16 protein-coding genes are annotated in these 20,470 nt (G+C 73.5%); 9 read left to right on the top strand and 7 right to left on the bottom strand.

Features of this window, described 5'->3' with window-relative positions; genetic code table 11:
* Positions 1–49: 49 nt before the first annotated feature.
* The gene (metH, locus tag V6D49_RS24050) at positions 50–3,592 is read right to left on the bottom strand and encodes a methionine synthase (protein WP_340562867.1); all 3,543 of its coding nucleotides are present in this window, start codon (positions 3,590–3,592) and stop codon (positions 50–52) included.
* A 219-nt stretch (positions 3,593–3,811) separates the two neighbouring features.
* Here metH and V6D49_RS24045 point away from each other — a divergent pair, with 219 nt between their 5' ends.
* From V6D49_RS24045 to V6D49_RS24020, 6 genes are all read left to right on the top strand, one after another.
* A complete protein-coding gene (locus V6D49_RS24045) occupies positions 3,812–4,576 on the top strand; it encodes an IclR family transcriptional regulator (protein ID WP_340562864.1) in 765 nt (254 codons plus the stop codon).
* Between the two features lie 257 nt (positions 4,577–4,833).
* On the top strand, positions 4,834–5,616 hold the full coding sequence (locus V6D49_RS24040) for an MIP/aquaporin family protein (protein ID WP_340562862.1): 783 nt from the start codon (positions 4,834–4,836) through the stop codon (positions 5,614–5,616).
* 37 nt (positions 5,617–5,653) lie between these two features.
* Positions 5,654–7,180 (top strand): glycerol kinase GlpK, encoded by a 1,527-nt coding sequence (glpK, locus tag V6D49_RS24035; RefSeq protein WP_340562860.1) that lies wholly within the window; start codon positions 5,654–5,656, stop codon positions 7,178–7,180.
* A 5-nt stretch (positions 7,181–7,185) separates the two neighbouring features.
* Positions 7,186–8,799, top strand: a complete 1,614-nt coding sequence (locus tag V6D49_RS24030) for a glycerol-3-phosphate dehydrogenase/oxidase (protein WP_340562858.1) — start codon at positions 7,186–7,188, stop codon at positions 8,797–8,799.
* 197 nt (positions 8,800–8,996) lie between these two features.
* The gene (locus V6D49_RS24025; RefSeq protein ID WP_445330593.1) at positions 8,997–9,995 is read left to right on the top strand and encodes a hypothetical protein; all 999 of its coding nucleotides are present in this window, start codon (positions 8,997–8,999) and stop codon (positions 9,993–9,995) included.
* 112 nt (positions 9,996–10,107) lie between these two features.
* Complete coding sequence (locus V6D49_RS24020; RefSeq protein ID WP_340562853.1) at positions 10,108–11,181, top strand: PAC2 family protein; 1,074 nt, start codon at positions 10,108–10,110, stop codon at positions 11,179–11,181.
* Between the two features lie 45 nt (positions 11,182–11,226).
* Here the strand turns inward: V6D49_RS24020 and mshC are convergent, their stop codons facing one another.
* From mshC to V6D49_RS23995, 5 genes are all read right to left on the bottom strand, one after another.
* Entirely contained in the window at positions 11,227–12,456 is a 1,230-nt protein-coding gene (gene mshC / locus V6D49_RS24015) for a cysteine--1-D-myo-inosityl 2-amino-2-deoxy-alpha-D-glucopyranoside ligase (protein ID WP_340562852.1), read from the bottom strand.
* Between the two features lie 111 nt (positions 12,457–12,567).
* Entirely contained in the window at positions 12,568–13,506 is a 939-nt protein-coding gene (locus V6D49_RS24010) for an SCO1664 family protein (protein ID WP_445330592.1), read from the bottom strand.
* Positions 13,467–14,060 carry a DUF3090 domain-containing protein gene (locus tag V6D49_RS24005; RefSeq protein ID WP_340562847.1) on the bottom strand — a complete coding sequence of 198 codons (594 nt, stop codon included), beginning with the start codon at positions 14,058–14,060 and terminating at the stop codon, positions 13,467–13,469. The genes V6D49_RS24010 and V6D49_RS24005 overlap by 40 nt, the downstream gene beginning before the upstream one ends.
* Positions 14,061–14,125: 65 nt before the next feature.
* Complete coding sequence (locus tag V6D49_RS24000) at positions 14,126–14,839, bottom strand: histidine phosphatase family protein (protein ID WP_340562844.1); 714 nt, start codon at positions 14,837–14,839, stop codon at positions 14,126–14,128.
* A gap of 309 nt (positions 14,840–15,148) precedes the next feature.
* The gene (locus tag V6D49_RS23995; RefSeq protein WP_340562841.1) at positions 15,149–16,204 is read right to left on the bottom strand and encodes an LLM class F420-dependent oxidoreductase; all 1,056 of its coding nucleotides are present in this window, start codon (positions 16,202–16,204) and stop codon (positions 15,149–15,151) included.
* 77 nt (positions 16,205–16,281) lie between these two features.
* Between V6D49_RS23995 and V6D49_RS23990 the strand changes: the two genes are divergently transcribed.
* Positions 16,282–17,280 carry an aldo/keto reductase gene (locus V6D49_RS23990; RefSeq protein ID WP_340562837.1) on the top strand — a complete coding sequence of 333 codons (999 nt, stop codon included), beginning with the start codon at positions 16,282–16,284 and terminating at the stop codon, positions 17,278–17,280.
* Positions 17,277–19,367, top strand: coding sequence for an ATP-binding domain-containing protein (locus tag V6D49_RS23985; RefSeq protein WP_340562836.1), 2,091 nt, complete (start codon positions 17,277–17,279; stop codon positions 19,365–19,367). Before V6D49_RS23990 ends, V6D49_RS23985 begins: the two co-directional genes overlap by 4 nt.
* Positions 19,368–19,448: 81 nt before the next feature.
* Here V6D49_RS23985 and V6D49_RS23980 read toward each other — a convergent pair whose 3' ends face one another.
* Complete coding sequence (locus V6D49_RS23980; protein ID WP_340562834.1) at positions 19,449–20,186, bottom strand: hypothetical protein; 738 nt, start codon at positions 20,184–20,186, stop codon at positions 19,449–19,451.
* Between the two features lie 47 nt (positions 20,187–20,233).
* Between V6D49_RS23980 and V6D49_RS23975 the strand changes: the two genes are divergently transcribed.
* Positions 20,234–20,422, top strand: coding sequence for a DUF5703 family protein (locus V6D49_RS23975; RefSeq protein WP_191208848.1), 189 nt, complete (start codon positions 20,234–20,236; stop codon positions 20,420–20,422).
* Positions 20,423–20,470 lie beyond the last annotated feature (48 nt).

Below are 20,470 nucleotides of genomic sequence, written 5' to 3'. Positions count from 1 at the left end.
ACCGGCCGGTACCGGATCGATCAGTGTACGACGATCTCCGGACGATCTCTCAGCGCGCGTTGAAGTACTTCGCCTCGGGGTGGTGGATGACGATCGCGTCGGTGGACTGCTCGGGGTGGAGCTGGAACTCCTCCGACAGCTTCACCCCGATGCGCTCCGGCTGGAGCAGGTCGGCGATCTTGGCGCGGTCCTCCAGGTCGGGGCAGGCGCCGTAGCCGAGCGAGAAGCGGGCGCCCCGGTACTTGAGGGCGAACATGTCCTCCACGTCCTGCGGGTCCTCCCCGGCGAAGCCCAGTTCGGCGCGGACCCGGGCGTGCCAGTACTCCGCGAGCGCCTCGGCGAGCTGGACGGACAGCCCGTGCAGCTCCAGGTAGTCGCGGTAGGAGTCGGCGGCGAAGAGGTCGGCGGTGGCCTCACCGATGCGCGAGCCGACCGTGACGACCTGCAGGCCGACGACGTCGGTCTCCCCGGTCTCCTTCGGCCGGAAGAAGTCCGCCAGGCACAGCCGCCGTCCCCGGCGCTGGCGCGGGAAGGTGAAACGGGTGCGCTCGGCGCCGTCCTCGCCGAGGATCACCAGGTCGTTGCCCTCGGAGTGGCACGGGAAGTAGCCGTAGACGACGGCCGCCTCCAGGAGGTTGTCCGTCTGCAGGCGGTCCAGCCAGCCGCGCAGGCGGGGCCGTCCCTCGCTCTCCACCAGCTCCTCGTAGGTCGGACCCTCCCCGGTGCGGGCCTGCTTGAGCCCCCACTGCCCCTTGAACAGCGCCCCCTCGTCCAGCCAGGAGGCGTACTCGGCGAGCTGGATGCCCTTGACGATCCGGGTGCCGGCGAAGGGCGCGGCGGGGACCGGGTTGTCGGTGGCGACGTCCGAACGGGTGGTGTCGTCCAGGGCGGCCGGCTCGGGCAGGCCGCCCTCGCGCTTGGCGACGCGGCGCTGCTTGAGCTCCGGCAGCGTCGCGCCGGGCACGCCGCGCTTGACGGCGATGAGGGCGTCCATCAGACGCAGGCCCTCGAAGGCGTCGCGGGCGTAGCGGACCTCGCCCTCGTAGACCTCGTGCAGGTCCTGCTCGACGTAGGCGCGGGTGAGGGCCGCACCGCCGAGGATGACCGGGTAGTCGGCGGCGAGCCTGCGCTGGTTGAGCTCCTCCAGGTTCTCCTTCATGATCACGGTGGACTTCACCAGCAGTCCGGACATACCGATGACGTCCGCCTTGTGCTCGGCGGCGGCGTCCAGGATCGCGGAGACCGGCTGCTTGATGCCGAGGTTCACGACGTTGTAGCCGTTGTTGGACAGGATGATGTCCACCAGGTTCTTGCCGATGTCGTGCACGTCGCCGCGGACCGTGGCCAGGACGATGGTGCCCTTCCCGGCCTCGTCGGTCTTCTCCATGTGCGGTTCGAGGTGGGCGACGGCCGTCTTCATCACCTCGGCGGACTGGAGGACGAACGGCAGCTGCATCTGACCGCTGCCGAACAGCTCACCGACGACCTTCATGCCGGCGAGCAGCGTCTCGTTGACGATCTCCAGCGCCGGACGCTCGGCGAGGGCGGCGTCCAGGTCCGCCTCCAGACCGTTGCGCTCGCCGTCGATGACGCGCCGCTGCAGCCGCTCGTCCAGCGGGAGCGCCGCCAGCTCCTCCGCCTTGCCCGCCTTGAGCGACTTCGTGGTGGCGCCCTCGAACAGCTGCATCAGCTTCTGCAGCGGGTCGTAGCCCTCGGCGCGCCGGTCGTGGATCAGGTCCAGCGCGGTGGTGACCTGCTCCTCGTCGAAGCGGGCGATCGGCAGGATCTTGGAGGCGTGCACGATCGCCGAGTCCAGACCGGCCTTCACGCACTCGTCGAGGAAGACGGAGTTGAGCAGGATGCGCGCCGCCGGGTTGAGGCCGAAGGAGATGTTGGACAGCCCGAGGGTGGTCTGCACCTGGGGGTGGCGCCGCTTCAGCTCCCGGATGGCCTCGATGGTGTTGATCCCGTCCTTGCGGGACTCCTCCTGGCCGGTGCAGATCGTGAAGGTGAGGGTGTCGATGAGGATGTCGGACTCGTGCACGCCCCAGGTGCCGGTGAGGTCGGCGATGATCCGCTCGGCGACGGCGACCTTGTGCTCGGCGGTGCGCGCCTGGCCCTCCTCGTCGATCGTCAGCGCGATCAGTGCCGCGCCGTGCTCCTGGGCGAGGGCGGCGACCTTGGCGAACCGGCTCTCGGGTCCGTCGCCGTCCTCGTAGTTCACCGAGTTGATGACGGCCCGGCCGCCGAGCTTCTCCAGCCCCGCCCGCAGGACGTCCACCTCGGTGGAGTCCAGCACGATCGGGAGCGTCGAGGAGGTGGCGAAGCGTCCGGCCAGCTCGGCCATGTCCGCGACGCCGTCCCGGCCGACGTAGTCCACGCACAGGTCGAGCATGTGCGCGCCCTCACGGATCTGCTCGCGGGCCATCTCCACGCAGTCGTCCCAGCGGCCGTCCAGCATGGCCTCGCGGAACTTCTTCGACCCGTTGGCGTTGGTGCGCTCGCCGATGGCCAGGTACGCCGTGTCCTGCCGGAACGGCACCGTCTGGTACAGCGAGGCGGCACCGGGCTCGGGGTGCGGGGAGCGCTCGGCCGGGGCCCGTCCCCGCACGCGCTCCACGACCTGCCGCAGGTGCTCGGGCGTCGTACCGCAGCAGCCGCCCACCAGGGAGAGGCCGAACTCGGAGACGAAGCCCTCCTGGGCGTCGGCGAGCTCCTCGGCGGTGAGGGGGTAGTGGGCGCCGTCCTTGCCCAGGACGGGCAGCCCCGCGTTGGGCATGCAGGCCAGCGGGACGCGGGAGTGGCGGGCCAGGTAGCGCAGGTGCTCGCTCATCTCGGCCGGGCCCGTGGCGCAGTTCATGCCGATCATGTCGATGCCCAGCGGCTCCAGCGCGGTCAGCGCCGCGCCGATCTCCGAGCCGAGCAGCATGGTGCCGGTGGTCTCGACGGTCACCGAGCAGATCACCGGCAGGTTCATGCCGGTGGACGCGAGCGCGCGGCGGGCCCCGACGACGGCGGCCTTGGTCTGGAGGAGGTCCTGCGTGGTCTCCACCAGCAGGGCGTCCGCCCCGCCGGCGATCATGCCCTCGGCGTTGACCTGGTAGGCGTCGCGCAGCACGGCGTACGGCGCGTGACCGAGCGTCGGCAGCTTGGTGCCCGGGCCCATCGAACCCAGCACCCAGCGCACCCGGCCGTCCCGCCCGGTGAACTCGTCCGCGACCTCGCGGGCCAGCCGGGCGCCGGACTCGGAGAGCTCGAAGTTCCGTTCGGTGATCTCGTACTCGGCGAGCGCCGCGTGGTTGGCGCCGAAGGTGTTCGTCTCCACGCAGTCCACGCCGACGGCGAAGTACTCCTCGTGCACCGAGCGCACGATGTCGGGGCGGGTGATGTTGAGGACCTCGTTGCAGCCCTCGAGCTGCTGGAAGTCCTCCATCGTCGGGTCCTGGGCCTGGAGCATCGTGCCCATCGCGCCGTCGGCGACGACGACGCGGGAGGCGAGCGCCTCCCGCAGGGCGGCCACCCGCTCGGCGTGGGTGAGGTCTGCGGCGGCGGGCCCGGTCCGTGATGCGGACGCTGCGGACGACGAGGACATGCTGGAGCTCCCTGGGGTGCGACGGCTGTCGGCTTTGCGTCCACACTGGCGGACGCACGTCGTCAGGGTATCGGTGAGGGCCCGGGACACCAGGCCCGTTCCGGTGCGTGGACGGTCGTAGAATTTCCCCGGCTATCCGGCCATCGACATGATCCGCTACCGTTCGACATTGTCGACCAGCGGATGCCGTCCCCCGGCGAGGCGAAGAGAGGGAGTCCGATGGCCCGGAGCATCCAGTCCCTGGAGCGGGCTGCGGCCGTACTGCGGCTGCTGGCCGGTGGCGAGCGCCGCCTCGGCCTGTCCGACATCGCGTCCACCCTCGGCCTGGCCAAGGGCACGGCCCACGGGCTGCTGCGCACCCTCCAGCAGGAGGGTTTCGTGGAGCAGGACGCCGCCTCGGGCCGCTACCAGCTCGGAGCGGAGCTGCTGCGCCTGGGCAACAGCTACCTGGACGTGCACGAACTGCGGGCCCGGGCGCTGGTGTGGTCCGACGACCTGGCCCGGTCCAGTGGCGAGGCCGTCTACCTGGGCGTGCTGCACCACGGCGGGGTCCTCGTCGTCCACCACGTCTTCCGGCCGGACGACAGCCGTCAGGTGCTGGAGATCGGCGTCATGCAGCCGCTGCACTGCACGGCGGTGGGCAAGGTCCTGGCCGCGTACGACCCGGTGGCGCACGCCGAGATGATGGACGCCGAGCGGGAGTCCTTCACCGAGCGGACGCTGACCTCCGAGGCGGCGCTGGAGGAGTGCCTGGAGCTCGTGCGGGCGCGGGGCTGGGCGTCCGACGTGGAGGAGACGTGGGAGGGCGTGGCCTCGCTGGCCGCGCCCATCCTCGATCGGCGGCGGCTGACCGTGGGGGCGGTGGGCGTCACCGGCGCGGTCGAGCGGCTGTACCGCGACGGCGAGCTGCGGCCCGAGCTGGTCGCCTCGGTACGCGACTGCGCGCGCGCCGTCTCCCGCGACCTGGGGGCCGCCCGCTTCTAGAGGGCGCACCCGCCCACCTCCCGCCGAACCGCCGCCCGGCACCGGGCGGCCCCGTCCGGCGTGCACCGCACCCTTCCGGCGTCCCGCACACGCCTGCCGCCCGCGGGCCGGGCCACGTTTCGAACACGACCCGAGCCAGGGGCGCCGTACCTCTTGACGACGTCTGATGCGAGGATAAAACTGCCGTTCGGCGGTCGACATTGTCGAACACCGGACGGGACCGGTTCCGCCTTCCCTGTGAACAAAAGGAGTCGCGGGTGTCCAACTCCGACATTTTCCTCGGCGAAGTCATCGGAACCGCCGTGCTCATCCTGCTGGGCGGCGGTGTCGTCGCCGGCGTCGTACTCAAGCGCAGCAAGGCGTTCAACGCCGGCTGGGTGGCGATCACGTTCGGCTGGGGCTTCGCGGTCCTGACCGGCGCCTACATCTCCTCGGGCCTGTCCGGGGCCCACCTCAACCCGGCCGTCACGGTCGGCCTCGCGATCAAGGAGGACGCCTGGAGCCAGGTGCCCGTGTACTTCGCCGGGCAGCTGCTCGGCGCCATGATCGGCGCGTTCCTGGTCTACGTGGCGTACTACGGCCACTTCATCGCCCACCTCACCGACCGCGAGGTCGTCGGCGGGCCCGGCACGCAGGCCACGAAGGCCGCGACCTCGACCGACACGCCCGGGCCCGTGCTCGGTGTCTTCTCCACCGGCCCGGAGATCCGCAACGCGGCACAGAACGTCGCGACCGAGGTCATCGGCACGTTCGTCCTCGTCCTCGCGATCCTCACGCTCGGCGTCAACGAGGGCCTGACGCTGTCGGGCACCGGCATCCTCATGGTCGCGCTCGTCGTGGTCGGCATCGGCCTCTCCCTCGGTGGCCCGACCGGGTACGCCATCAACCCGGCGCGTGACCTCGGTCCGCGAATCGTGCACGCGTTGCTGCCCCTGCCGAACAAGGGCGGGTCAGACTGGAGCTACGCCTGGATACCGGTGGTGGGTCCGCTGATCGGCGGCGCCCTCGCCGGCGGGCTCTACCAGCTCGCGTTCGCCTGACCGACCTCCTCTCCCCTCGATCTCCTGGAGCACCGAGATGACTGACAACGCCACCCACCCCGGGTACATCGCCGCCATCGACCAGGGCACCACCTCCAGCCGCTGCATCGTCTTCGACACCGACGGCCGCATCGTCGGCGTCGAGCAGAAGGAGCACGAGCAGATCTTCCCCAAGCCGGGCTGGGTCGAACACGACGCCGCCGAAATCTGGACGAACGTCCAGGAGGTCGTCGACGGCGCCGTCCGCAAGGCCGGGGTCAGCCGCGACGAGGTCAAGGCCATCGGCATCACCAACCAGCGCGAGACGACCCTGCTGTGGGACAAGGCGACCGGTGAGCCGGTCCACAACGCGCTGGTCTGGCAGGACACCCGTACCGACGCGCTGTGCCGGGAGCTGGGCCGCAACGTCGGCCAGGACCGCTTCCGCCGCGACACCGGACTGCCGCTGACCTCCTACTTCGCCGGCCCGAAGATCCGCTGGCTCCTCGACAACGTCGAAGGCCTGCGGGAGCGCGCCGAGCGCGGCGAGATCCTGTTCGGCACGATGGACTCGTGGGTCATCTGGAACCTCACCGGTGGCACGAACGGCGGCGTGCACGTCACCGACGTCACGAACGCGTCCCGCACCATGCTCATGAACCTCCACACCATGGCGTGGGACGAGAAGATCTGCGCCTCCATGGACGTGCCCATGCAGGTGCTGCCGGAGATCCGCTCCTCCGCCGAGGTGTACGGGCACTGCGCGGGCGGTGCCCTCGAAGGTATCCCAGTGGCCTCGGCGCTCGGCGACCAGCAGGCGGCGCTGTTCGGCCAGACCTGCTTCGAGCCCGGCGACGGCAAGTCGACCTACGGCACCGGCACCTTCCTGCTCATGAACACCGGGCACAAGCCGGTCAACTCCTACAACGGTCTGTTGACGACCGTCGGCTACCGCATCGGCGACGACAAGCCCGTCTTCGCGCTGGAGGGCGCCATCGCCGTCACCGGCGCCCTCGTACAGTGGATGCGCGACCAGATGGGCCTCATCAGCACCGCGGCCGAGATCGAGACGCTGGCCAGCTCCGTCGAGGACAACGGCGGCGCCTACTTCGTCCCGGCCTTCTCCGGCCTGTTCGCCCCCTACTGGCGCTCCGACGCGCGCGGCGTCATCGCGGGACTGACGCGCTACGTCACCAAGGCGCACCTGGCCCGGGCCGTCCTGGAGGCGACCGCCTGGCAGACGCGGGAGATCGTCGACTCCATGGCCAAGGACTCCGGCGTGGAGCTGACGACCCTCAAGGTCGACGGCGGCATGACCTCCAACAACCTGCTGATGCAGAACATCTCCGACGTCCTCGACGCGCCCGTGGTGCGTCCGATGGTCGCCGAGACCACCTGCCTGGGTGCCGCCTACGCCGCCGGTCTGGCCGTCGGCTTCTGGCCGGACACCGACGCGCTGCGCGCCAACTGGCGGCGCGCGGCCGAATGGACCCCCCGTATGGAAGCGGACGTACGCGACCGCGAGTACAAGAACTGGCTCAAGGCCGTCGAGCGGACCATGGGCTGGATCGAAGAGGAGAACTGAGCGACATGAACACCATCCCGCAGAGCGTTCCCACCCTCGGGACGCACCCGGCTGCCGGTGCCAACCCGGGCCGCGCCGAGACCAGAGACGTGCTCGCCCGGGCGACGTACGACCTGCTGGTGGTCGGCGGGGGCATCCTCGGCACCTCGGTCGCCTGGCACGCCGCGCAGTCGGGGCTGCGGGTGGCGATGGTGGACGCCGGCGACTTCGCCGGGGCCACGTCCTCCGCTTCCTCCAAGCTGGTCCACGGCGGTCTGCGCTATCTGCAGACCGGCTCGGTCAAGCTGGTCGCGGAGAACCACCACGAGCGGCGGGTCCTGGCCAAGGACGTCGCCCCCCACCTGGTGAACCCGCTGACGTTCTACCTGCCCGTGTACAAGGGCGGGCCGCACGGCGCGGCGAAGCTGGGCGCGGGCGTCTTCGCCTACTCGGCGCTCTCGGCGTTCGGTGACGGCGTGGGCCGGGTCATCTCCCCGGCCCGCGCCGCCGCCGACAACCCGGGGCTGCGCACGGAGAACCTCAAGGCCGTCGCCGTCTACGGCGACCACCAGATGAACGACTCGCGCGTCGCGGTCATGACGGTGCGGGCCGCGGTGGCCGCCGGAGCGGTGGTCCTCAACCACGCCGAGGTGACCGGGCTGCGCTTCACCCGGGGCCGGGTCACCGGCGCGGAGCTCAAGGACCGCCTGGACGGCACGGAGTTCGGCGTGGACGCGCGGCTGGTGCTCAATGCCACCGGCCCCTGGGTCGACCACCTGCGCCGCATGGAGCACTCCGGCGCGGCGCCCAGCATCCGGCTGTCCAAGGGCGCGCACCTGGTGCTCAAGCGCAAGGCGCCCTGGCGGGCGGCCATGGCGACGCCCATCGACAAGTACCGCATCACCTTCGCCCTCCCGTGGGAGGACCAGCTGCTCCTCGGCACCACGGACGAGCCGTTCGAGGGCGACCCGGGCGACGTGGCGGCCACCGAGGCCGACGTCGAGCAGATCCTGTCCGAGGCGGCCGTCTCCGTCCAGGACGAGCACCTCTCCCGGGACCTGATCAGCTACGCGTTCGCCGGGCTGCGGGTGCTGCCGGGCGGGCCCGGCGGCGTCGAGGCGGCCAAGCGGGAGACCGTCGTCACCGAGGGGCGGGGCGGCATGCTGTCCGTGGCCGGCGGCAAGTGGACGACGTACCGGCACATCGGCCGCACCGTGATGAACCGGCTGGCGCGGCTTCCCGGCGGGGCGCTGGCCGAGGACATGGAGCCCGTCTCGCAGCTGCCGCGCCGGGTGCCGCTGCCGGGCGTCGCCAACCCGAACGCCGTCGCGCACCGGCTGCTGGTGGACCGGGACCCCGGGACGCGGATCGATCCGCTGACCGCCCGTCACCTGGCCACGCACTACGGCTCGCTGTCCTTCGACATCGCCCGGCTGGTGAGCGAGGACCCGGCGCTGGGCGAGCGCATCCACCCGGACGGGCCGGAGATCTGGGCCCAGGTCGTCTACGCCCGGGACCACGAGTGGGCCGTGACCGCAGAGGACGTCCTGCGCCGCCGCACGACGCTCACCGTGCGCGGTCTGGACACCCCCGAGGTGCGGGCCCGCGTGGAGGAGCTGCTGGGCCGTCGCGAGGGCTGACGGGCGTCCCACCCGGGCCCCGGACCCGTATGGCAGAGTGCGACGCGACCATCTGCCGTACGGGTTCGGGGGGCCGCATGCGTACTGACGAGTCGGTGAGCGGTGCGGACGGGGACAGCCCACCCGGGCCGGGGCCGCGTTCCCGGTCGCGATGGCGCCCGCGATGGCGCCCGGGGTGGCGCCCGCGACGGCGTGCGGTGATCTGGACGTCGGCCGTGCTGGCGCTGGTGCTCGTGGGGCTGCCCGGCTCCGCCGCGCTGGCCCTGCGGCTGGCGTACGCGGGGGACCTGCGTCCGGACGCCCACACCCGGGGCCGGGACGCGATCTGGCTCGGCCACGCCTGGGTGGACGGCCGGAAGGACGACGGCGACCTGGCGGCGTTCGCCCGACGCATCGAGGGCACCGGCATCCGCGACCTGTACGTGCACACCGGCCCGCTGGAGCACGACGGCACGCTGTCCCCCGCCAAGCACCCACGGGCGCGCTGGCTGGTGGACGCCGTGCACCGGGAACCGCCGGACGTGCGGGTGCACTCCTTCCTGGGCAACGTGCTGGTGTACGGCCGGGAGGACGGCGAGGCCGTACGGCTCGCCAACGCCGACTCCCGGCGGGGCATCGTGGACAGCGCCCGCACCGTCATGGAGCTGGGTTTCGACGGCGTCCACCTCGACATGGAGCCGGTCCGCTCGGGTGACGGCGACTTCCTGCGGCTGCTGGACGAGGTCCGGGCGCCGGTGCGCGAGCACGACGGCGTCCTCTCGGTGGCCGCCCACCAGATCGACCCGCTGCCCCAGGTGCACCGGGTCGCACTGGCGGTCACGAACCACGGCAAGTACTGGGCACAGGCGTATTTCGGCCAAGTCGCCGACCGGGTGGACCAGATCGCGATGATGTCGTACGACGCGTGGATGCCCGCGGAATCGCTCTACGGAGGGTTCCTCGCCCACCAGACGCGGCTGGCCCTGGAGGTGACGCCGCGGGACACCGACCTGCTCATGGGGCTGCCGTTCTACTCCGAGCCCGACCTCACCCACCGGGCCGAGACCGTGGCGGCGGTGCGGGGCATCCGGCTGGGGCTGGGCCGCCAGGACGCGGACCGGGAGCGCTTCGGCGTCGCCCTCTACATCGACTTCGCGGCGACCGAGGAGGACTGGGCGGCCTATCGGCGCGGTTGGGTCGCCCCCGCCTCCGGCTAGCCGCACCGTCGGCGGCGGCGAGCGGGGCGCGACGCCGTAGGCTTGATCCCCGCACACGGACGACGAACGGCAGCCGGGGCGGCGGACGCCACCGGCACGAAGGAGGCGCTGGGTGATCGAGCTGGAGGGTGTTCCCGAGCTGGTCGACCCGGTCATGGTGGCCGCGTTCGAAGGCTGGAACGACGCCGGCGACGCCGCCTCCAGCGCGGTAGGGCACCTGCACCGCGAGTGGAAGGGCGAGGTCTTCGCCGCGCTGGACGCGGAGGACTACTACGACTTCCAGGTCAACAGACCGCACGTGTGGCTGGACGGCGGTGTGCGAAAGATCACGTGGCCCACGACACGGCTGTCGGTCGTGCGCACCTCGGGTGACCGACCGCGCGACCTGGTGCTCGTGCGGGGCATCGAGCCGAGCATGCGCTGGCGCTCGTTCTGCAACGAGCTGCTCGGGTTCGCGCACGAGCTGGGCGTCGAGATGGTCGTGGTGCTGGGCGCGCTCCTCGGCGACACACCGCACACCCGGCCGGTGCCGGTCACGGGCGTCACCTCGGACCCGGACCTGGCCCGCACGATGAACCTGGAGGAGTCCCGCTACGAGGGGCCCACCGGCATCGTCGGCATCCTCCAGGAGGCCTGCACCCACGCCGGGGTGCCGGCGGTGAGCCTGTGGGCGGCCGTGCCGCACTACGTCTCGCAGCCGCCGAACCCCAAGGCCACCCTCGCGCTGCTCAACCGCCTGGAGGACCTGCTGGACCTGCGGGTCCCCCTCGGCGAGCTGGCGGAGGACGCCCGGGCGTGGCAGGTGGGGGTGGACCAACTGGCCGCCGAGGACAGCGAGGTCGCGGAGTACGTGCAGTCGCTGGAGGAGGCCCGGGACACCGCCGAACTGCCCGAGGCGTCCGGCGAGGCGATCGCCCGCGAGTTCGAACGGTACCTGCGCCGACGGGACGGGCAGCCGGGCCCTGCGGGCGGGACGGCGGGCGAGGCGGGGCTCGGCCCGGAGCCGGGGGCCGTCAGCCCCTACTTCAGGGACACCGGCGGCCGTCCGCGACCGCGTGGACGCGGGCCGGGCGAGCCGGACCGGCCGGGCGGCGCCGACCGGGAACAGGAACGGCCGTCGTCCTCCCCCGGCGCGGAAGGGCCGGAGGAGGACGACGAGGGCGGCACCGAGAACAACGACGGCTGAACCGCGCGCCGCCGGGGACGGCGGCGCGCGTGCCGGCGCCGTGCCTTACAGCGCCACGCCGAGGAGGGCGTCCACGGCCCGGGAGACCAGGCCGGGGGCGCCCTCGTCCGTGCCGCCCCGCGCGTGCTGCCGCTCCGCCCAGCGGTCGACGGCGGCCAGGGCGGCGGGGGCGTCCAGGTCGTCGGCGAGCGCCTCGCGCATCTCCTCCACCACGGCTTCGGCCGACGGCCCGTCGGGCCGCGAGACGGCGGCCCGCCAGCGGCCGAGCCGCGCCACGGCGGCGTCGAGCACGGCGTCCGTGTACTCCCAGTCGGCCCGGTAGTGGTGGGCCAGCAGGGCGAGCCGGACGGCCGCCGGGTCGGTGCCGTTCCTCCGCAGCGTGGAGACGAAGACGAGGTTGCCCTTCGACTTCGACATCTTCTCGCCGTCCAGCCCGACCATCCCGGCGTGCACGTACGTCCTCGCGAAGGGGTGCTCACCGGTCAGCGCCTGGGCGTGCGAGGCGCCCATCTCGTGGTGCGGGAAGGCGAGGTCGGAGCCGCCCCCCTGCACGTCGAAGCCCATGCCGAGGTGGTCCAGGGCGATGGCGACGCACTCGATGTGCCAGCCCGGCCGTCCGGGGCCGAGCGACCTGCCGTCCCAGTGCGGCTCGCCGTCGCGGGCCGCGACCCAGAGCATCGGGTCGAGGGCGTTCTTCTTGCCGGGGCGCTCCGGGTCGCCGCCGCGTTCGGCCGACAGCGCGCGCATCGTGGCGGCGTCCAGCCCGGCGACCTCGCCGAAGTGCGGATCGGCCGCCACGGAGAAGTAGACGTCGCCGTCCAGCTCATAGGCCGCGCCCGCGCCGCGCAGCTTCTCGATCATGGGAACGATGGACGGTATCGACTCGACCGCGCCGATGTAGTGCTGCGGGGGCAGCATGCGCAGCGCCGTCATGTCCTCGCGGAAGAGCGCCGTCTCGCGCTCCGCGATCTCGGTCCAGTCCTGGCCGGTGGCGACGGCCCGCTCCAGGAGCGGATCGTCGATGTCGGTGACGTTCTGTACGTAGTGGACCTGCCGCTTGGTGTCGAGCCACACGCGCTGCACGAGGTCGAACGCGTTGTACGTCGCCGCGTGTCCCAGGTGGGTGGCGTCGTACGGCGTGATGCCGCAGACGTAGATTCGGGCGACGGGACCGGGGGTGAGGGTCACCCGACCGCCGGTCGCGGTGTCGTGGATCCTGAGGTCGCGACCGCTGCCGGGCAGGGCAGGGACCTCGGATGCGGGCCAGGCATGCATGGTCAAGAGCCTAACCGGACGCGTGTTCAGCCATCGCGGGGGACATGCCTCTGGCCTGTTCTGCTCCCTTGCGCGGGGCGCGGGTGACGCGCTAGGCACACCCGTCCGGTCTCAGATCGGCGGCCAGGGGAACGCGGGCCACTCGCCGGTGGGCACCGGGTGCCGGCCCGAGGCCAGCAGCTCCTCGGTGCGCCGCCGCAGCGCGGCCAGCTCCGTGGCGTCGATCAGGGCGGACAGCCGCCGGGTGAGCGGCGCGCCGTCCGCCAGGGCGTGCGTCAGGCGGCGCAGCGGCCCGACGGCGTCCTCGGGCAGGGGCTCGCCCGCCCATCCCCACAGCAGGGTGCGCAGCTTGTTGTCGGTGTGGAAGGTCACGCCGTGGTCGATCGCGTGGAGCCCGCCGCCCGGTGCGGGCAGCAGGTGGCCGCCCTTGCGGTCGGCGTTGTTGATGACGGCGTCGAGGACCGCCAGCCGACGCAGCCGCGCGTCGTCGGCGTGGACGAGCAGGGCCGTCCTGCCCGGCGCGGTCTCGGCGAAACCGACGGCCTTCCAGGCCGGCCCGGGCTCCTCGGCGTCCACGAGGTCCAGCAGCCGCTCCGCCGCGTTCGGGGGCGGCCCCTCGCCGTCCGGCGGCGGGCCGATCCACCGCTGGCACATCCCCGCGCCGTACGGCCCGTCGCGCAACACGGTGGGCGGCACGAAATCCCAGCCGAGCGCGCGGCACACCTCGTACGCCGCGACCTCGCGCCCGGCGAGCGTCCCGCGCGGGAAGTCCCACAGGGGGCGTTCCCCGGCGACGGGCTTGTAGACGCACGGCACGACCTCGTCACCGTCGCCGACCGTGGCGTAGAGGACCGCGTTGGAGGCGTCGGTGATCCGGCCGACGACGGTCAGCTCACCCCGGGCGAGCAGCGCCGCCGTCCGGTCCTGCGGTGCGTCGCCGAGGGGCGGTCGCGTCACCGGGGTGCCGGGGGCCGCCGCCCGGGGAGCGGCGTCGCCCCGCCGGGCCGGGCTCACGCCTCCCCGCGGCGGTATCCGTTCTGGCGCGGGCATACGTGTCCCTCCGGGTCGAGCGGGAGACTGCACAGCGGGCAGGGCGGACGGCCGGCGTTGACGACCTCCATGGCGCGCTTGGCGAACGCCCGGGCCATCGGGCCGGTGATCCGCACCCGCAGCATGGGCGGACCGTTCTCGTCGTCGTGCAGGAGCCGCTCCTCGGCCTCCGCGAGCGACTCGTCGGAGTCGGCCTCCAGGGCGACGAGTGCCTGCGCCTCGACCACCATCCGCTCGCTGTCGCTGTCCCAGGCGAGGGCCATGGTGCCGACGCGGAACTCCTCGTCGACGGGGCTGGTCAGCGGCTCGTTGTCGGACAGCTCACTGGGCGCGACGGCCGGCACGGCGGTACTGCCGCCGCTGCGCCGCACGACCTCGTCGAGCAGCTCGTCGATCCGCTCGGCCAGCGCCTCGACCTGTGCCTTCTCCAGCGAGACGCTCGTCGTGCGCCCTTCGGAGGTGGCCTGGAGGTAGAAGGTCCGCCGTCCGGGCAGCCCGACCGTGCCGGCGACGAATCGGTCCGGCGGGTCGTAGAGGAACACCTGACGGGACACGTCCTGCTCCATCGGTCTCGGCAACGGGGTCAATGGCACCCTACTGCTCACGGTGATCTACGCGCTCACGCACCGCCCCCGACGGCGGCGTTGCCGTCCTGGCCCGGCACGGAACCCTCCGGGCCCGGGGCAGCGGCGTCCGGCTCCTGCGGCGCCAGGGAGGCGAGCGTGCCGGTGTCGCCGAGCCGCACCACGAAGGGGCGCAGCGCGGTGTACCGGATCGCCGTGACGGAGGCGGGTTCGACGCTCACGCGCTGGAAGAGGTCCAGGTGCATGCCGAGGGCGTCCGCCACCACGGACTTGATGATGTCCCCGTGCGAGCACATCAGGTAGACGGCGTCCGCGCCGTGCTCGGCGGTGACGCGCTCGTTCCAGTCGCGCACGGCCTCGACGGCGCGCCGCTGCATGGCGCGCATCGTCTCGCCACCGGGGAAGGAGACGGAGCTGGGGTGCTGCTGGACGGCGGCCATCAACGGCTCGTCGAGCAGTTCGGCGAGCTTGCGGCCCGTCCAGTCGCCGTAGTCGCACTCGGCGATGCGCTCGTCCTCCGTGACCGTCAGGCCGGGCCGCTCGGCGGCCAGCGGCCGCAGCGTCTGGCCGCAGCGCAGCAGCGGGCTGCGGACGGCGGCGGCCAGGGGCACCCCGGCCAGCCGGGCGGGCAGGGCGGCGGCCTGGGCCTCCCCGGTCTCGTCGAGCGTGACGCCGGGCGTGCGGCCGGCCAGGAGTCCGGAGGTGTTGGCCGTCGAGCGGCCGTGACGCACGAGGAGGAGCGTGGGCATGGCGCCCAGCGTAGGCCAGGGCGCGCGGGGGGCGGCCGGAGCGTCCTGGAACCGGACTCGACGGCCGCCCGCGCGGGCGTGGGAAGGTGTCCGGCCGTGGTGGGGGCTCGGGGGCGACCGTACCCACCGCGCCCCTCGCACCGCTCGGCCGCTGACGGCCTCCCGGGCTTCGGACCGCCGCCCCGGACTCCGTCCGGTGACCACCCCACACGGGGACGTGTCCGGCCGTGGTGGGGGCTCGGGGGGTCACCCCGCCACGGCCGTCACCCGGACAACGCGAAGGACCCGCCCGGGGTTACGCGGTGGGGGTCAGGCGGCGCCGGAGCGCTCCAGCGCCTCCACGCCCGCCCGCAGGGAGGCGACGCGCTCCTCCAACGTGAAGCCGGCCGGGGCGAGGTTGAGCGTGCCGACGCCCGCCTCCGCGTAGGCCCGCATCCGGTCGGCCACGCGTTCGACGCTGCCCAGCAGGGTCGTCGCGTCGATGAGCCGCCGGGGGACGGCCGCGGCGGCGCCGTCCTTGTCCCCGGCCAGGTACTTGTCCTGGATCTCGGCCGCCTCCTTCTCGTACCCCATGCGCTGGGCGAGCTTGTTGTAGAAGTTCTGCTTCCGGCTGCCCATGCCGCCGACGTAGAGCGCGGTGTAGGGGCGGAAGAAGTCGGCGAGCGCCTCGACGTCGTTGTCGTCGCCGACGGCCATCGGGACGGTGGGGCAGATGTCGAAGCCCTCCAGGCCCTTGCCGACCTTGGCCCGTCCGGCCCGGACGGCGCCCAGCGTGGTCTCCTCGGCGTGCTCGGGCGCGAAGAAGACCAGCAGGGCACCGTCGGCGATCTCGCCGGTCTGCTCCAGGTTCTTCGGTCCGATGGCGGCGATGTAGAGCGGGATGTGCTCGCGCACCGGGTGCACCGTGAGCTTGATCGGCTTGCCGGGGCCGTCGGGCAGCGGCAGCGTCCAGTGCTCGCCCTGGTGGCTGAGCCGCTCCCGGGACATCGCCTTGCGGACGATCTCCACGTACTCGCGGGTACGGGCGAGCGGCTTGTCGAACTTGACGCCGTACCACCCCTCGGAGACCTGCGGCCCGGAGACGCCGAGGCCGAGGCGGAACCGGCCGCCGGAGAGGGAGTCGAGGGTGGCGGCGGTCATGGCCGTCATCGCCGGGGTGCGGGCCGGGATCTGGAAGATTCCGGAGCCGATCTCGATGCGCTCGGTCTGGGCGGCCACCCAGGAGAGCACGGTGGGCGCGTCCGAGCCGTAGGCCTCGGCGGCCCAGCAGACGGAGTAGCCGAGCCGGTCGGCCTCCTGGGCGACGGCGAGATTGTCGTGATCCATCCCGGCACCCCAGTAGCCGAGGTTGATACCGAGCCGCATGACCGCTCTCCTTACCGCCGAGTAACACGATGGGTGTCTGGGACTGTACGCGAGGTCCGGAAGTACTCTCAACGGCCATGAAGCAACGGCAGTTCGGCCGCACCGGCCTGCGCGTGTCCCGGATCGGCCTCGGCACCCTCACCTGGGCCGGACATCCAGGAGACCAGGCCGCGGCGGAACACCGGGCCGCCGACATGCTGAAAACGTTCTGGAACGCCGGCGGCACCCTCGTCGACACCGCCGACGTCTACGCCGACGGCGGGGCGGAGTACCTGCTCGGCCGGCTGCTGGGTGGTCTGGTACCTCGCGAGGACCTGGTGATCGCCACCAAGTCCGGCGGCGTCGCCCGGCCCGACCGGCGCTCCGACGGCTCCCGGGGTCACCTGCTCGCCGCCCTGGACGCCTCGCTGCGGCGGCTGGGCACCGACCACGTCGACCTGTGGCAGATACACGGCTTCGACGCGCTGACTCCGCTGGAGGAGACGCTGCACGCCGTCGACCTGGCGGTCAGCAGCGGGCGCGCCCGCTACGCCGGGGTGGCCGGCTTCTCGGGCTGGCAGCTGGCCAAGGCCGCGACCTGGCAGCTGGCCGTCCCCGCCCGCGTCCGGCTGGCGGGCGTCCAGCTGGAGTACTCGCTTCTCCAGCGCGGCGTGGAACGGGAGGTGCTGCCCGCCGCCCTCGACCTCGGACTCGGGCTCCTGCCCGCCTCGCCGCTCGGTCGCGGGGTGCTCAGCGGCAAGTACCGCGACGGCGCCCGCCCGGCGGAGTCACGTGCGTCCTCCGAACGGCTGGCGGGCTTCGTCGAGCCGTACCTGACCGGACCGGCCGAACACATCGTCGAAGCGGTGTCCATCGCCGCCGACGGACTGGCCGTGACCCCGCTCCAGGTGGCGCTGGCCTGGGTGCGCGACCGGCCGGGCGTCACCGCGCCGCTGGTCGGGGCGCGCACCGTCGGGCAACTGGAGGAGGCCCTGTCAGTGGAGGCGCTTACGCTGCCCGACGAGATCACCGTTGCCCTGGACGACGTGTCCGCTCCGGAGCACCGCTACCCCGACCACGACTGGAGCACGCTGTGAACGCCAGCCCGGGCACCGGCCCCGACGGCCCCAACACCGCCGACGCCCCCGACGGCAAGGCGGCCGAGCTGATGGCCGCCGTACGGGCCGTGGAGAGCGGCGAGAAGTCGGCCGCGGAGTTCTTCCCCGCCCCCGAGCCGGCACGTCCCGCCCGCCGCCGGGCCCCCGCGCCGGGGCCGGTGTCGGGAGGCGCGTCCGCGTCCGCTCCCGCCGGGCCCGTCGCCGTCCCGGCCGAGGTGCGCGAGGTCCTCGCCGCCGGGGGCGCCCCGGAGGCGCTGGCCCCTTCCGTCGTACTGGCGCTGGGCCCGCAGGCCGCTGAGGAGCTGCGGGAGGACCCCTGGCGGCTGCTGGCCGTGGCCGGGGTCCGCCCCGAGCAGGCCGACTCCTTCGCCGCCGCTCTGAGCGAGCCCGGCGCGGACGCCGGTCCGGGCGACCCCCGGCGCGCCCAGGCGCTGGCCGGCTGGCTGCTGGAGGCCGCCGCGCGGGCCGGCCACACCGTCCTGGAGTTCGACGTGCTGGCCCGGAAGCTCGCGCAGTACGGCGTCCCCGAGCCCGAGGACGCCGTGCGGGACGCCGTGGACGCCGGTGCGCTCCTGGTCTTCCGGCCCGACGGGGACGGCACCCCGCCCGCCGAGGAGGCGGAGGGCACCGGCGGCGCCGACGGGATCGTCGGCGCCGAGCAGTCCGCCGAGGCCGCGTCGGCGGAACCGCCGCCCCTGCTGCTCGGCCTGGAACGGTGGGCGGTGGCCGAGGAGTCGCTGGCCGACGGGCTGCACCGGCTGATCACGACCTTCCGCCCCCCGCAGGACGAGGACGCCGAGGCCTGGGCGGCCGCCGCCTCCGCCGCGCCCTCCCCGTCGGCCGCGGAGCTCGTCCGGGCCGCCGCCGCGCACGGCCTGGTGACCCACACCGGGGGCGAGGCGGCCCGCGCGGAGCCCGCCGCCCTCGTCGGCGCGGCCCGCGCGATGGGGCTGCGGGCCTGCGCCGCCACACACACCGAGGACGGCCGGCGGCGGCTCGCGGCGCTCGTCCCGGCGGCACCCGTCGCCGAGGGCCCACCGGCGGAGGGCCTGCTGGAGGGTTCGGCGGAGGGTTCGGCGGAGGACGCGCCCGCGCCGGTGGCCGTCACGGTGGCCGGGCTGCTGGCGGGCGCTCAGGGCCCGGGCCGCGAGGACGACGGCTCCCTCCCCCTGGACCTCCTCGTCGTCCTGGACGCTCCGCTGCTGGACACCGAGACGGCGGCCGCCCTGGTGGAGGCGCTGCCGGACGGCGCCCGGCTGGTGCTGAGCGGCGATCCGCACGTCCTCGGTTCCGCCGGGCCGGGGCAGGTCCTGGAGGACGTCCTGGCCGCCGCCGTCGCGCCGCGCGTCGCCTCCCGCACCCCTGATCCGGGGCCGCTCGGGGAGCTCGTCTCCGGGATCGGCGTCGGTGAGCTGACGCAGGTGGCCGCGCCGGACAAGGAGCTCGTCATCGTGCCGGTGCGGGAACCGGCCGAGGCCGTGCACCGCACCGTGCAGCTCGTGGCGGGCTCGGTGCCGCGCGCTTTCGGCATCGAGCCGGGCGACACCCAGGTCATCACCACCGGGCACCCCGGAGGCGCGGGCACGACGGCACTGAACGCCGCCCTCAAGGAGCGGTTCAATCCGGGCCCCGGCCGGTTCGGGGGCTTCGACCCGGGCGACCGGGTGACCTACTCCCCCGCTCCCGGCCGCCCGCTCTTCGCCACCGTGGCGGGGGCCGACGAGGAGGGCCTGCGGCTGGACGGTCCGCACGGGCCGTTCACGGTCGCCAAGGACCGGGTGACCACGGCGGTGCGGCACGCCTGGGCCGTCACCGCGCACCAGGCCGCGGGCGGCCGCTGGCCGGCCGCCGTCGTCGTCCTCCCGGGCGACGCCGCCGACGCGCTGGACCGGCGCTGGGTCTACACCGCGTTCGGCCGGGCCGAGCGGCATCTGTCCGTGGTCCACGGGGTGCAGGACGCGCTCCCCCAGGCTGTCGCGCAGCGGCCGGGCGCCCCCCGCACGACCCGGCTACGGGATCTGCTGAGGCCCCGCCCGGCGGCCGCCGGGGAGCCGGGCGGGGCCTGAACGCGCGGGCGGAAGCGCGGACGGAGGTGCTCCGTTGCCCGTGGCACCTCCGTCCGGCACCTCCGTCCGGCGCGGCCGGCCTCAGCGGGCGCCGAGCCGGGCGCCGTCCTCGCGTGTCCCGTCCTCGCCCCCGTCCTCGTCGCCGTCCGCGTCCTCGGGCGCCTCGGCCGCGCCCTCGGCGTCGTCCTCGTCGAAGACGGAGCTGATGTCGTAGCGGCAGATGACGCGCTCCGGGTCGGCGGCGTCGAAAGGCGCGTCCAGCCACTCGCCCGGCTCGGTGGGCTCCTCGTCCGCCACGACCCAGACCGTGGAGTCGCCTTCCTCCAGGCCGAACTCCTTGTGCCGAGTGGCGATCTCGTCGGGCTCGAACTCCCCGAAGAGCACCCCGAGCGCGGCGTGCACGCTGCTGCCGGGCGTCTCCTCCTCGCCCTGCGAGGTGTCGACGGCGTCCGGGTCGAGGTCGGTGATGCGCTGCGCCTGCGCGAGCAGCCGCAGCGGCTCGCCGACGGTGTAGTCCCGGCGCATGTACACGCTGAGGGCACCGGGCTCGTCCGGGCCGAGGTACGGCGGGCGGCTCTCGCCGCTCGGGATCTCGAACGGCGTGACCTCGTCGTAGGCGTCGTACAGGAGCGCGTCGTACGCCTCCCCCGCCGAGGCGAGCTCGTTGAACGCCGCGTAGACCTCCGTGTCGGCGTCGGCTTCGGCGCCGGTCCCGTAGGCCCGGCGTTCGATGGCAGCGAGGTGGCGGTCCAGGGCGGACTTCAGCGCCTCGACGGAGGCACGTACCTCGGCAGCGGTCGGCTGCGCAGCATCAGACATACAGCAGACGCTATCCGTAAGGAGGCCCTGTCCGCACAATAGATGCGATGCCGGAATACGAATTTCGCGATGTGTACGTACCGCGCGGGGTGTCCCGCAACGCCGCAGTGCGCCTGCTGACCGACGAGGCCGAGTACGGGTACTGGGAGCTGGACCGGCTCCGCCTGCACCCGGACGGCAGCCGCCGGGTGCGGCTGCGCCGGAGAATCATCCGCCAGGTCAGGGCGACCTGGTGAGCGCGGCGTGGTGAGGGCCCGGGCACGGCAGCGGCTGCCACCCGGGCC

It is taken from the genome of Streptomyces sp. GSL17-111, from assembly GCF_037911585.1.
In the GTDB taxonomy this organism is placed as follows: Bacteria; Actinomycetota; Actinomycetes; order Streptomycetales; family Streptomycetaceae; genus Streptomyces.
The sequence above is the reverse complement of the archived record's forward strand: the minus strand, read 5'-3'. Positions and strand labels throughout refer to the sequence as shown.